Here is a 12,191-nt window from a genome sequence, read left to right as displayed (position 1 = left end):
CTGAAATCGTCTCGGCAGCATGGCGGACAGCTGGGCCGGACCCCGTGCAGTGTCTCGACAGCACACCCCACCCTGTCCTACAACAGCCCCGCCCCCGCCAGCAGCTTCCCCACGCGCGCCACCTCGTCCCCCGACAACGGCACCTGGGGCTCGGCCGTCGCCGCGCAGGTGATGACTCCGCGTAGGTGCAGGGCCGCCTTGAAGGCGCCCAGGGCCGCGGAGCTGCCGCCCATGCGGGCCGGGTCGCCCACCCCGACGATGCCGAACAGCGCGCACAGCCGCTCCTGTTCGGCTCGGGCGCCCTCCCAGTCGCCCGCCCGGCACAGGCGGTACAGCCGGACGTAGCCGTGCGGGTCGACGTTGGCCAGCCCCGGCACCGCCCCGTCGGCGCCCAGCGCCAGCGCTGAGTCGGCGATCAGTTCGGAGCCGGTCAGCACGCTGAAGCCGGCGTGGGCGCGGGCGCCGGTGACGACCTCCCGGAACGCCGCCAGGTCCCCGCTGGAGTCCTTGAGCCCGGCCAGCACTGCATCGGCGGCCAGGCCCAGCACCAGCTCGGCGGGAAGCTTGGTGTGCACGGCGACGGGGATGTCGTAGGCGATCACCGGGACCGGGCTCGCCGCGGCGATCCGGCGGTAGTGGTGGACGATCTCGGCGGGGTGGGTGCGGGCGTAGAAGGGGGCGGTGACGACGACGGCCTCCGCCCCCGCCGCGCAGACCGCCCGGACGTGGTCCAGGACGCGCGGGGTGGTCATGTCGATGGCCCCGGCGAGCACGGGCAGTTGTCCGCCCGCGTGGCCGACGACGGCCTCCACCACCTGACGGCGCTGCCGGTCCGTCAGGAACGCCGCCTCCGAGGTCGATCCGAGCACGAACAGCCCGTGCACCCCGCCCGCGACCAGATGGTCCACCAGCCGCAGCAGCGACGGCACGTCCACCTCGCGCTCCGGCGTCAGGGGCGTGCAGACGGGCGGGACGACACCGGTGAGCGGGGCGGGGAAGGTCATTCACGGCTCCTGGCGGGCTGGGTCGCGGATCGGCTGGTCCTCCTCCACAGGATGGTGGCAGCGGTAGCGGTGTCCGGGGCGCGACGCGGCCGAGAAATCCGGCATCTCGCGGGCGCACAGCTCGTCGGCCTTCCAGCAGCGGGTGCGGAACGGGCAGCCGCTCGGCGGCCGGGTCGCCGACGGCACCGGGCCGGTCAGCGGGATCGGATCGACGGGGTCCAGCAGGCCCGGCGTGGCGGAGAACAGGGCGCGTGTGTACGGGTGCCGGGCGGCGCCGGTGACCCGGCCGGCCGGGGTCTCCTCCACGATCCGGCCGAGGTACATGGTGATCACCCGGTCGCTCATCCGCCGTACCGTCTGGATGTCGTGCGAGACGAACACCAGGGCCAGTCCGAGACGTTCGCGCAGGTCCAGCAGCAGGTTGAGGATCTGCGCGCGGACCGACACGTCCAGCGCGCTGGTCGGCTCGTCGGCCACGACGAGGGCGGGGTCGAGGGCGAGCGCCCGGGCGATGGCGACCCGCTGGCGCTGGCCGCCCGACAGCTGCCCGGGCAGGGCGTCGGCGAGCGCCAGGGGGAGGCCCACCAGGCTCATCAGCTCCGCGACGCGCTCCTCGCGCTCCGCCCTGGTGCCGCGCGCGTGGACGTCCAGCGGGTCGCGCAGCACCCGGCGTACCGTCAGCCGGCGGTTCAGGGCCGTCGAGGGGTCCTGGAAGATCATGCCGGTGCCCGCGCCCGCCGTGGCCCGGCGTTCGGCGGGCGGCATCGCCCACAGGTCGCGGCCCCTGAACGACACCGACCCGGAGACCGGCCGCTCGATGCCCACCAGCACCTTCGCCAGAGTCGACTTCCCGCACCCGGACTCGCCGACCACACCGACCGTCTCACCGGGCGCGACGGTGAGATCGGCGCCGGTCAGCGCGTACACCCGGTCGCGGGCGAACAGGCCTCCGGTGCGGGCCCGGTGAACGACATGAGCGTCCCGCACCTCCACGACAGCGCTCACCGCACGGCCTCCTCGTTCTCCGCCGACGTCAGCGTCACGGCCGGGTGGTGGCAGGCGGCCGTGTGCGTGGGGGTGCCGGTGAGGGCCGGCACCGTGGTGTGGCACGTGCCGGTCGCCCGGGGGCAGCGGTCGGCGAAGCGGCAGCCGTCCGGGAAGCCGGACGGTGCCGGTACGGCGCCCTTGATCTGCGTCAGCCGCGTCGTGGCCGACTCCAGCGAGAGCACGCTGCCGAGCAGACCGCGCGTGTAGTGGTGGGCCGGTGCCGCCACCAGGTCGGCGGTCACGCCGGTCTCCACGATCCGTCCGCCGTACATCACCGCCACCCGGTCGGTGACATCGGCGACCAGCGCCAGGTCGTGGGAGACCAGGACCAGCGCGAAGCCCAGCTCCGCACGCAGCCGCAGCAGCAGTTCCATGACCTGGGCCTGCACGGTGACGTCCAGCGCGGTCGTCGGCTCGTCGGCGACGATCAGGGCGGGGTCGCGGGAGAGGGCCATGGCGATCAGGACGCGCTGGCGCTGGCCGCCGGAGAGTTCGTGCGGATAACTGCGCAGGGTCCGGGCGGGTTCCAGGCCGACCAGCGACAGCAGTTCCGCCGGGGCGCGGCGGCCACCGCGCCGGACGAGCTGCCCGAGCTGGGCGCGGACGGTCATCGCCGGGTTCAGCGAGGACAGGGCGTCCTGGTAGACCATCGCCATCTCGTGGCCGAGCAGCCGGCGCCGTACCCGGGCCGGCTCGGCGAGCAGGTCGCGCTGCCGGAAGCGGACCTGGCCGCGCACCCGGGCCTCCCGGGGCTGCAGTCCCATCACGGTGAGCGCGGTCAGCGACTTGCCGCAGCCCGACTCGCCCACCAGGCCCAGCACTTCGCCGGCGTGGACCTCGAAGCCGACCCCGTCCACGATGTCCACGCCCCCGTGCCGGCCGGGGAAGCCGACGGCCAGGTTCTCCACCGCGAGCACCGGCGGGCCGCCGGACGCGGGCCGGGGCCGGGCCCGGGAGCGCAGTCGCCGCGCCGCCTCGGCCAGGCCGGGCAGCGGCAGCACCTCGCCGGTGCCGGGCTCCGGCACCTCCAGACGGTCCACGGGCGCCGCCACCTCCCGGGCCGCCGGGGCCGCCCAGGCGTCGGAGACGCCCTCGGAGAGGATGTTCAGCGACAGCACGGTCAGCAGGATCAGCAGACCGGGGAAGACGGTCGCCCACCAGCCGCCGGTCAGCACCATGTTCTTGCCGTCGGCGATGACACTGCCCCAGGACGGGTCCGGGGGCCGCACCCCGGCGCCGACGAAGGACAGCGACGCCTCGAAGACGATGGCCTCGGCGACCTGGACCGTGCAGAACACCAGCACCGGAGCGGCACAGTTGACGGCCACGTGGCGCAGCACGATGTGCGGGGTGCGGGCGCCGAGCACGCGTTCGGCGGTGACGTAGTCCTCGCCGTACTGGTCGAGCACGTTGGCCCGCACCACCCGCGCCACCGGCGGCGTGAACAGGAACGCGATGGCGCAGATCAGCACACCGATCCCGCCGCCGAACACGGCGACCAGCACGGCGGCGAGCGCGATCCCGGGGAACGCCATCACCACGTCCAGGCAGCGCATCAGCGTCTCGTCGACGGACTTGCGGGAGGTCGCCGCCACCGCGCCGATCAGCGCCCCGGCGGCCAGCGCGAGCGCGGTCGCGCCCAGCCCGATGGCCAGGGACCAGCGGGCGCCGTACATCAGCCGGCTGAGGACGTCCCGGCCGAGGCTGTCCTGGCCCATCCAGTGCGCGGCGGACGGGTGGCCGGTGCCGCCGGCCGGGTCGAGCTGGTCCAGCGGGTCGTCCGGGGCGAGCACCGGGGCGAGCGCGGCGAGCAGGACGACCAGGGTCAGGAAGCAGACGGCCGCCTTGGACGGCGGTGGCAGCCGGCGCCATCCGCGCAGCCGGAGACCGGGCCGGGAGAGCCGTTCGGCGAGGAGTGCGCGCGTGACCATCAGGCCGCCCTCAGACGCGGGTTGACGAGCAGATAGAGGATGTCGATGACGAGGTTGACGACGACGAACCCGGTGGCCGTGGTCAGCACGGCCCCCTGGACGACGGCCGGGTCGCCGTTGCGCACGGCGTCGATCATCAGCTTGCCCATGCCGGGCAGCGAGAAGATCGTCTCGATGACGACCGCGCCGCCGAGGAGGTAGCCGATGCGCAGCCCCAGCACGGTGAGCGGGTTGACGAGGGCGTTGCGCAGCACGTTCCTCCCGACGACCACCCGGGGCGGCAGCCCGCTGCCGATCGCGGTGCGCACGTAGTCCTTGTCCAGTTCCTCCACCACCGAGGTCCGCACGATCCGGGTGAGCTGGGCGGCCACCGGCAGGGAGAGCGCGAAGGCGGGCAGGGCCATGGTCCGCAGCCAGCCGGTGGCCGAGTCGGCCGGGTTGACGTAGCCGCCGGTCGGGAACCAGCCCCGGTCCACCGCCAGGTACTGGATCATCAGCAGCGCCAGCCAGAAGCCGGGCGCGGCGACCCCGACCAGCGAGACGACCCGGATGACCTGGTCCGGCAGCCGGTCCCGGTACACGGCCGCCGTGACACCGGCCGCCAGCGCCAGCACCACCGCGATGCCGAGGCCGAGGAAGGTGAGCTGGAGGGTGAGCGGCAGCGCTGTGGTCACCTGTTCGGCGACCGGGGCACGGGTCAGCGCGCTGGTGCCGAGGTCGCCGTGGAGCAGGTCGCCGACGAAGTGGACGTACCGCACCGGGAGCGGGTCCAGCAGGCCGTTGCGCTCGCGGAAGTCGTGCAGCTGCCGCGGGGTCGGGTTGGCGCCCTGGAAGAACGCGGAGGCCGGGTCGGCGTCGGAGAACCGCATCACCAGGAACACGAACAGCACGATCCCGAGCAGCAGCGGTACGAGCAGGGCGACGCGGCGGAGCAGGATCCGGACGACGGCCGTCATGCCGTCAGACCCACCGGGCCCGCAGGAGGTTGATCCCGGGGTAGGGCTGCGGCCTTATCCCGGTGAGGCGGCGCGGGTCCCAGGCGGTCATCAGCTCGTTGTGGACGACCGGGTAGAGCACGGCCTGCTCGGCGACGACGTCGATGTAGTCCTGGATCATCGCCTTCTTCCGCGCCGGGTCCGGCTCCCGGGTCGCCCGGTCCATGTCCCGGAAGAGCCGCCTGGCGACGGGGTGGCCGGCCCACCGGGTGTACCGCATCCACAGGTTCCCGGGGCCGTAGTTGTAGTGCATGATCAGATCGGCGTCGAGCCCGAACTGGTTGGGGTTCGAGGCCGCGGCCACCACCTGGTAGTCCCGCTGCTGGTCCATCTTGGTGAAGACGGCGGTGGTCTCCTGCGGGGCGAGGGTCGTCCGCACGCCGACGGCGTCCCAGGACGCCTTGATCGTCGGCAGGCAGTCCACGATCCAGCTCACGTTGACCGCGAGGATCTCGATCTCCAGGTTCTCCGCCCCGGCGGCCTTCAGCAGCGCCCTGGCCTTCGCGGGATCGTGCCCGTAGACGGTCTTCGCCCGCCGGTAGCCGGGGTTGCCCTCGTCGAGGAACGACGTCGAGGGCCTGCCGTGCCCCTTCAGCGCGACCCGCACCATCTTCTCGGTGTCGATGGCGTAGTGCAGCGCCTGCCGCACGCGTACGTCGTCGAAGGGCTTGTGCCGGGTGTTGAACATCAGGAACAGGTTGTTCATCCCGGACCCGCCCGCGACCTCCAGCCCGCCCTGTTCCAGGCGGGGGATGTTGGCGTAGGGGATGTTGTCCGCGATCTGCGCGCCAGCGCCGGTCCCGGAGATCTTCGCCACGCGGGGCGCCGCGTCGACGATCGTCAGCCAGTTCATCCGTCGGAACGCCGGCCTGCGGGGGCCGTTGTAGGCGTCGTACGCCTCGAAGACGGTGTTCGACTTCGGGTGGTGCGCGGTCTGCCGGTAGGGGCCGGAGCCCACCGCGAGCCCCCTGACCGCGTCGTCCCAGGCGCCGGGCCGGGAGAACACGTGCTTCGGCATGACCTTGGCGAGGGTGAGCCGGGCGAGCCCGTCCGGGAAGGGGAACTTCAGCACCAGCTCGACGGTCCGGGCGTCCACCTTCCGCGCCTCCTTCAGCCAGCTCGCGAAGAAGCCCTTGGCCAGGCTCTGGGTGTGCGGGTCGAGGATCCGGTCGTAGACGAAGACGACGTCGTCGGCGGTGACGGGCCTGCCGTCGTGGAAGGTCGCCCCGGCGCGCAGGGTGAACCGCCAGGTCGTGGCGCCCGGGTCGGCCGGTACCGCGGTGGCGAGCGCCGGGTACGGCACCCGGGAGATCGGGTCGGTGTCGAGCAGCCCCTCGTAGACGTGGTTGTTCGCGGCCATGCAGAACGCGGACGCCGTCTGCGTCGGATCCCAGCTCCCGTCGTTGCCGTACCCGATCACCGCGGTCAGGGTGCGGTCCTTGCCGGTGCCCCCGTTGCCGGTGTCGTTCGTCGACTCCGGTCCGGAGCAGCCCGCCAGTGCCGGCGGCAGGGCGGCGGCCGCGCCGAGCGCCCCGGCGCGCGCCAGGAACGACCGGCGGCGCGGGGCCGGAACATCGGGGGTCACGTCGTCGCGCACGGTTCCTCCAGCGGGGTCGGGAGGTCGGGGCAAGGCGGTGAGGGAGGAGATAGGACGTTCTACGTCCGATTCGTCAGCGCGACCATAGGAGGGCCCACAGGGGTGGTCAAGGGATCGCACACGAATGGCCCAGCCGTCGGCCCGGCCGCCACAGGTCGCGCCAATGGCGTCCAACGGGCGGCGGCGGGTGCCGAGTTGACGCGGCAGGGCGGGCGGCGCCGCGGGCGGACTCCGGCCGAGTGTAGAGACGCTGGGCCACCAGGGGCATGCGAAGAGTGAAATTGCCGGTGGCAGGGGAGCCACCGGAGGTGGACGCGATGAATCTCCCCGTCGGCTCCTGTGCCGTCGACACCCGTACCGGCCGCCTCGGCGTCGTCATGGGGCACGAGGGGCCGTACGTACAGCTCCGGCCCTTCGGCGGCGGCCGGGAGTGGGACTGCGAACCGCGGGCCGTGCGGGAGGCCACCCACGCCGAACGGCTGCAGGCCCGCACGGCGTACGCCGGCGCCCGCGCGGCCGGGCACGGCAGGCCCGTGGCCTGAAGAACCGCCCGCGGGCCCGGCGGCCCGGACGGGCGGGCAGAATGGAGCCCATGAGTCTGTTCCGCGACGACGGCATCGTCCTGCGGACCCAGAAGCTCGGCGAAGCGGATCGCATCATCACGCTGCTCACCCGCGGGCACGGCCGGGTACGGGCCGTGGCCAGGGGTGTGCGTCGGACGAAGTCGAAGTTCGGGGCCCGGCTGGAGCCGTTCTCCCATGTCGACGTGCAGTTCTTCGCACGGGGCGGCGAGCTGGTCGGACGCGGGCTGCCGCTGTGCACGCAGAGCGAGACCATCGCCCCCTACGGCGGCGGGATCGTGACCGACTACGCCCGGTACACCGCGGGCACCGCCATGCTGGAGACCGCCGAGCGGTTCACCGACCACGAGGGCGAGCCGGCCGTCCAGCAGTACCTGCTGCTCGTCGGCGGGCTGCGCACCCTCGCCCGCGGCGAGCACGCCCCGCACCTCGTCCTCGACGCGTTCCTGCTCCGCTCGCTCGCCGTCAACGGCTACGCCCCCAGCTTCGGCGACTGCGCGAAGTGCGGGATGCCCGGCCCGAACCGGTTCTTCTCGGTCGCTTCCGGCGGCTCGGTCTGCGTCGACTGCCGGGTACCGGGCAGTGTCGTGCCCTCCCCGCAGACCCTGGTGCTGCTGGCCGCGCTGCTTACGGGAGACTGGGAGACGGCGGACGCGTGCGAGGCACGGTACGTCCGGGAGGGCAGCGGGCTGGTGTCCGCCTATCTGCACTGGCATCTGGAGCGCGGGCTGCGCTCGCTCCGGTATGTCGAGAAGTAAGCGCGCGTAGAGCTAGAGGGAGTCGAGGAGCACATGGTCGTACGCGGGATCCTGGGAAGCCGGCGCCGCGAGTACAGGGCGCCCGAGCCGCACCCGTCCGGTGCCCGCGCGCCGAAGCTCCCGGGCGAGCTGGTTCCGAACCACGTGGCGATCGTCATGGACGGCAACGGCCGCTGGGCGAAGGACCGGGGGCTGCCCCGCACCGAGGGGCACAAGGTCGGCGCAGAGCGGGTGCTGGACGTGCTGCAGGGCTCGATCGAGATCGGCGTCCGCAACATCTCCCTGTACGCCTTCTCCACCGAGAACTGGAAGCGCTCGCCCGACGAGGTCCGCTTCCTGATGAACTTCAACCGCGACTTCATCCGCCGGACCCGTGACCAGCTCGACGCGCTGGGCATCCGGGTGCGCTGGGTGGGCCGCATGCCCAGGCTGTGGAAGTCGGTGGCCAAGGAGCTCCAGATCGCCCAGGAGCAGACCAAGGGCAACGACCTGCTCACCCTGTACTTCTGCATGAACTACGGCGGCCGGGCCGAGATCGCCGACGCGGCGCAGCGGCTCGCCGAGGACGTGAAGGCGGGCCGGCTCGACCCGTCCAAGGTCAGCGAGAAGACCATCCAGAAGTACCTGTACTACCCGGACATGCCGGACGTCGACCTCTTCCTGCGCCCCAGCGGCGAGCAGCGCACCTCCAACTACCTGATCTGGCAGAGCGCCTACGCGGAGATGGTCTTCCAGGACGTGCTGTGGCCCGACTTCGACCGCCGCGACCTGTGGCGGGCCTGCATCGAGTTCGCCTCCCGGGACCGCCGCTTCGGTGGCGCGATCCCCAACGAGGAGCTCGCCGCGATGGAAGGCCGCACCGAGGAGGACTGATCTCCGCCGGTACGATCCCGCCCCGTGGCCGCGGCCCCGGGGCGGGCAGCCGCACGGCCGAGGCCGACGCCGTCCCGCCGGCTCTCACCGCCCGGACGGCGCGCGCACCGTCGTGCCATCCGGCGAGCGGCTGCACGGCTCCCAGGCGCCGACGCGGAGCCGGCGACCCGGGTCCGGCGCGCTCGCCGGGTCAGCAGCCGGAGGGCGTCGCGCAGTCCGCGCACGTGCCGAAGATCTCCACCGTGTGGGCCACGTTCACATAGCCGTGCTCCGCCGCGATGGCCTCCGCCCACTTCTCCACCGCCGGGCCCTCCACCTCGACCGCCTTGCCGCAGGTGCGGCAGACCAGGTGGTGGTGGTGTTCGCCGGAGGAGCAGCGGCGGTAGACGGACTCGCCCTCGGAGGTCCGCAGGACGTCGACCTCGCCGGCCTCGGCGAGGGACTGCAGGGTTCGGTAGACGGTGGTGAGCCCGACCGAGTCGCCCTTGTGCTTGAGCATGTCGTGCAGGTCCTGCGCGCTGCGGAACTCGTCGACCTCGTCCAGGGCCGCCGCCACAGCGGCTCGCTGCCGGGTGGCGCGGCCCTTCACGGGCGGTCCAGCGGTCGTCACCGGTTGCCTCCTCGTCTCGCGTCTGCCCGGGCCATTGTGCCAGCCCGGGCGGCACGCGGTCAGACGCCGACGCCGTCCCCGGCCGCCCGTCCGGCCGGAATCGAGCACTCCGCGGGATCCCCGGCCGGCCGTGCCGCGGCCGCCGCGCGGGCGCGCCGCCGGGCCAGCGGGGCCGCGGCCGCGGTGAGCGCGACGAACGCGGCGATGGTCAGCAGCACGATCGTCGCGCCGGGCGGCACGTCCTGGTAGAACGACGTGATCGTGCCGCTGATCGTCACGGTGATGCCGAGGGCGACGGCGATCGCGAAGGTCGCGGCGAAGCTGCGGGTGAGCTGCTGGGCGGCGGCGACCGGCACCACCATGAGCGCGGAGACCAGGATCAGCCCGACCACCCGCATGGCGACCGTCACCGTGACCGCCGCGGTGACCGCGGTGATCAAATTCAGTGCGCGCACCGGGAGACCGGTGACCCGCGCGAACTCCTCGTCCTGGCTGACCGCGAACAACTGGCGGCGCAGCCCCACGGTGACCAGGACCACGAACGCGGCCAGCACCATGATCGCGGTGACGTCGGACGGGGAGACGGTGGACAGGGAACCGAACAGGTACGACGTCAGGTTCGCGTTGGACCCGCCGGGCGCGATGTTGACGAACATCACGCCACCCGCCATGCCGCCGTAGAAGAGCATGGCGAGCGCGATGTCGCCGCGCGTCCTGCCGTACCAGCGGATCAGCTCCATCAGGACCGAGCCGAGCACCGAGACGGCCGTGGCCATCCACACCGGGGAGGCGTTCAGCAGGAAGCCGAGGCCGACGCCGGTCATCGCCACGTGCCCGATGCCGTCGCCCATCAGGGGCTGGCGGCGCTGGACGAGGTAGATGCCGATCGCGGGCGCGGTGACGCCGACCAGGACGGCCGCGAGGAGCGCCCGCTGCATGAAGGCGTAGTTAAGGAATTCCATCAGCTCAGCAGTCCCGTGCGGATCGGTTCGGTGCCCGCGGGCGCGTGCGGGTGTACGTGGTCGTGGCCGGGCAGAGCGTGCTGCCCCAGCGCCTTCGGCGGCGGGCCGTCGTGCAGCACACAGCCGTCGCGCAGGACGACCGCCCGGTCGATCAGGGGCTCCAGCGGGCCCAGTTCGTGCAGTACGAGCAGGACCGTGACGCCCCGGGCGACCTGCTCGCGCAGGGTCGCGGCCAGCACCTCCTGGCTGGCCAGGTCGACGCCCGCCATCGGCTCGTCCATGATCAGCAGCTCGGGCTCGGCGACCAGGGCGCGGGCGATCAGCACCCGCTGGTGCTGGCCGCCGGAGAGGGCGTTCACCGGGTCCCCGGCGCGGTCCGCCATGCCGACCAGCTCCAGGGCGCGGCGCACGGCCTCCCGGTCGGTCCTGCGGAAGAGGCCGAAGCGGGTGCGGGACAGCCGGCCCGAGGAGACGATCTCGCTGACCGTCGCCGGCACCCCGCCGGCGGCCGTGGTGCGCTGCGGTACGTAGCCGACGCGCGCCCAGTCGCGGAAGGCACGGCGGGGGGTGCCGAACAGTTCGATCGTGCCGCCGGCGGCCGGCACCTGGCCGATGATCGTGCGGATCGCCGTGGACTTGCCGGAGCCGTTGGCGCCGAGCAGCGCGACCACCTCGCCGCGGCCCACGGTGATGTCGACGCCGCGCAGCACGGGGCGCGCGCCGAGTTCGGCGGTCACCTTGCGCATCGCTATGACGGGTTCGTCCATGATCTGCCCCTCCTTGCCGGTCACTTGGCGCCCAGGGCTCGCTGGAGCGCCTTGAGGTTGGCTTCCTGGACCGAGAAGTAGTCCGTGCCGCGGGACTTGGACGTGATGCCCTCGAGCGGGTCCAGGACGTCGGTCCGCAGGCCGGCGTCGTCCGCCACCGTCTTCGCGGTCCGGCCGCTGACGAGCGTCTCGTAGAAGACGGTGGTGACGCCGTCGGCCCCGGCCATCTGCTGCAGGTCCCTGATGCGTGCGGCGCTGGGCTCCGACTCGGGGTCCAGGCCGTTGATGGCCTCCTCGGTGAGCCCGTAGCGCTCGGCGAGGTAGCCGAAGGCGGCGTGCGTGGTGACGAAGACCTTGGTGTCCGTGTGCGCCAGGCCGTCCTCGAACCGGGTGTTCAGGGCGTCCAGCTTCCGCACCAGGGCCGCGGTGTTCTTCCGGTAGTCGGCCGCGTGGCCGGGATCGGCCTTCTCGAAGGCCCGGCCGACGCCCTCGGCGACCTGGGCGTAGCGCACCGGGTCGAGCCAGATGTGCGGGTCCTTGCCACCGGACTCCTCGCCCTCGTGCGTGTCGTGCTCGGCCGCGTGGCCGCCGACCTCGTTGCCGTGCTGTTCCAGGGTGGTCAGCGAGGCCGCGTCGATCTTGGCCCGGACCGGCGACTGGGCCACCGCGTCGTCGACGTTCGGCTGCAGGCCCTTCAGGTACAGCACGGCGTCGGACTGCTCGAGCCGGCCGATCTGCCGGGGGCTGATCTCCAGGTCGTGCGGCTCCTGCCCGGGGGAGGTGAGCGTGGTGACGTCGACGTGGCCGCCGCCGATCCGCTCGGCCAGGAAGGCCATCGGGTAGAACGACGCGACGACCTGGAACCTGCCCGGGTCGCCCGCGGCGGCGCTGCCGGTGGAGCAGCCGGTGAGGGTCGCCAGGCCCAGCGCGGTGGCGACCGCGAGCGCGGGTCCGGCCGTGCCTGTTCGGGAGGACGCGCGGCGTCGACGTTCGTTCATGACAGTCATTTTCAACAAACATGGAAACCGTTGTCAACAACGCCCGGGTGAGACCCTGGACAGGGGGC

At 72.9% G+C, this 12,191-nt stretch carries 12 protein-coding genes; 3 read left to right on the top strand and 9 right to left on the bottom strand.

Annotated elements, in window-relative coordinates; translation table 11 throughout:
- Positions 1-77 precede the first annotated feature (77 nt).
- From ACWCPN_RS01595 to ACWCPN_RS01575, 5 genes are read right to left on the bottom strand one after another with little or no spacing between them, the layout of a single operon-like run.
- On the bottom strand, positions 78-1,004 hold the full coding sequence (locus tag ACWCPN_RS01595; protein WP_451201735.1) for a dihydrodipicolinate synthase family protein: 927 nt from the start codon (positions 1,002-1,004) through the stop codon (positions 78-80).
- On the bottom strand, positions 1,005-2,009 hold the full coding sequence (locus ACWCPN_RS01590) for an oligopeptide/dipeptide ABC transporter ATP-binding protein (protein ID WP_451201734.1): 1,005 nt from the start codon (positions 2,007-2,009) through the stop codon (positions 1,005-1,007). It abuts the gene before it with no gap.
- Positions 2,006-3,982 (bottom strand): dipeptide/oligopeptide/nickel ABC transporter permease/ATP-binding protein, encoded by a 1,977-nt coding sequence (locus ACWCPN_RS01585; protein WP_451201733.1) that lies wholly within the window; start codon positions 3,980-3,982, stop codon positions 2,006-2,008. The genes ACWCPN_RS01590 and ACWCPN_RS01585 overlap by 4 nt, the downstream gene beginning before the upstream one ends.
- Positions 3,982-4,938, bottom strand: coding sequence for an ABC transporter permease (locus tag ACWCPN_RS01580; protein ID WP_451201732.1), 957 nt, complete (start codon positions 4,936-4,938; stop codon positions 3,982-3,984). Before ACWCPN_RS01580 ends, ACWCPN_RS01585 begins: the two co-directional genes overlap by 1 nt.
- A gap of 4 nt (positions 4,939-4,942) precedes the next feature.
- Positions 4,943-6,574 carry an ABC transporter substrate-binding protein gene (locus ACWCPN_RS01575; RefSeq protein WP_451201731.1) on the bottom strand — a complete coding sequence of 544 codons (1,632 nt, stop codon included), beginning with the start codon at positions 6,572-6,574 and terminating at the stop codon, positions 4,943-4,945.
- Positions 6,575-6,891: 317 nt separating this feature from the next.
- Here ACWCPN_RS01575 and ACWCPN_RS01570 point away from each other — a divergent pair, with 317 nt between their 5' ends.
- The 3 genes from ACWCPN_RS01570 to ACWCPN_RS01560 are packed head-to-tail and all read left to right on the top strand — an operon-like array spanning position 6,892 to position 8,786.
- Entirely contained in the window at positions 6,892-7,116 is a 225-nt protein-coding gene (locus tag ACWCPN_RS01570; RefSeq protein ID WP_451201730.1) for a hypothetical protein, read from the top strand.
- A 50-nt stretch (positions 7,117-7,166) separates the two neighbouring features.
- The gene (gene recO, locus ACWCPN_RS01565) at positions 7,167-7,913 is read left to right on the top strand and encodes a DNA repair protein RecO (RefSeq protein WP_199210456.1); all 747 of its coding nucleotides are present in this window, start codon (positions 7,167-7,169) and stop codon (positions 7,911-7,913) included.
- A 33-nt stretch (positions 7,914-7,946) separates the two neighbouring features.
- The gene (locus ACWCPN_RS01560; protein ID WP_451201728.1) at positions 7,947-8,786 is read left to right on the top strand and encodes an isoprenyl transferase; all 840 of its coding nucleotides are present in this window, start codon (positions 7,947-7,949) and stop codon (positions 8,784-8,786) included.
- A gap of 190 nt (positions 8,787-8,976) precedes the next feature.
- On the opposite strand, the gene ACWCPN_RS01555 is transcribed toward ACWCPN_RS01560, so the two are convergent.
- Genes ACWCPN_RS01555 through ACWCPN_RS01540 form a run of 4 tightly spaced genes read right to left on the bottom strand, consistent with a single transcriptional unit; the run spans position 8,977 to position 12,123 of the window.
- Complete coding sequence (locus ACWCPN_RS01555) at positions 8,977-9,396, bottom strand: Fur family transcriptional regulator (protein WP_451201726.1); 420 nt, start codon at positions 9,394-9,396, stop codon at positions 8,977-8,979.
- 59 nt (positions 9,397-9,455) lie between these two features.
- Positions 9,456-10,358 (bottom strand): metal ABC transporter permease, encoded by a 903-nt coding sequence (locus ACWCPN_RS01550; protein WP_451201724.1) that lies wholly within the window; start codon positions 10,356-10,358, stop codon positions 9,456-9,458.
- Positions 10,358-11,125, bottom strand: coding sequence for a metal ABC transporter ATP-binding protein (locus tag ACWCPN_RS01545; protein WP_451201723.1), 768 nt, complete (start codon positions 11,123-11,125; stop codon positions 10,358-10,360). Before ACWCPN_RS01545 ends, ACWCPN_RS01550 begins: the two co-directional genes overlap by 1 nt.
- Before the next feature lie 20 nt (positions 11,126-11,145).
- Complete coding sequence (locus ACWCPN_RS01540; protein WP_451201721.1) at positions 11,146-12,123, bottom strand: metal ABC transporter substrate-binding protein; 978 nt, start codon at positions 12,121-12,123, stop codon at positions 11,146-11,148.
- Between the last annotated feature and the right edge of the window lie 68 nt (positions 12,124-12,191).

Source organism: Streptomyces sp. NPDC002386 (genome assembly GCF_053593175.1).
This window is presented reverse-complemented; position numbering and strand designations above follow the sequence as displayed.

What these genes read in the sequence shown, in the direction of transcription:
- ACWCPN_RS01540 (WP_451201721.1), bottom strand. Translation starts at nt 12,123, where the DNA reads ATGAACGAACGTCGACGCCGCGCGTCCTCCCGAACAGGCACGGCCGGA.
- ACWCPN_RS01595 (WP_451201735.1), bottom strand. Translation starts at nt 1,004, where the DNA reads ATGACCTTCCCCGCCCCGCTCACCGGTGTCGTCCCGCCCGTCTGCACG.
- ACWCPN_RS01560 (WP_451201728.1), top strand. Translation starts at nt 7,947, where the DNA reads ATGGTCGTACGCGGGATCCTGGGAAGCCGGCGCCGCGAGTACAGGGCG.
- ACWCPN_RS01580 (WP_451201732.1), bottom strand. Translation starts at nt 4,938, where the DNA reads ATGACGGCCGTCGTCCGGATCCTGCTCCGCCGCGTCGCCCTGCTCGTA.
- ACWCPN_RS01550 (WP_451201724.1), bottom strand. Translation starts at nt 10,358, where the DNA reads ATGGAATTCCTTAACTACGCCTTCATGCAGCGGGCGCTCCTCGCGGCC.
- ACWCPN_RS01545 (WP_451201723.1), bottom strand. Translation starts at nt 11,125, where the DNA reads ATGGACGAACCCGTCATAGCGATGCGCAAGGTGACCGCCGAACTCGGC.
- ACWCPN_RS01570 (WP_451201730.1), top strand. Translation starts at nt 6,892, where the DNA reads ATGAATCTCCCCGTCGGCTCCTGTGCCGTCGACACCCGTACCGGCCGC.
- ACWCPN_RS01585 (WP_451201733.1), bottom strand. Translation starts at nt 3,982, where the DNA reads ATGGTCACGCGCGCACTCCTCGCCGAACGGCTCTCCCGGCCCGGTCTC.
- recO (WP_199210456.1), top strand. Translation starts at nt 7,167, where the DNA reads ATGAGTCTGTTCCGCGACGACGGCATCGTCCTGCGGACCCAGAAGCTC.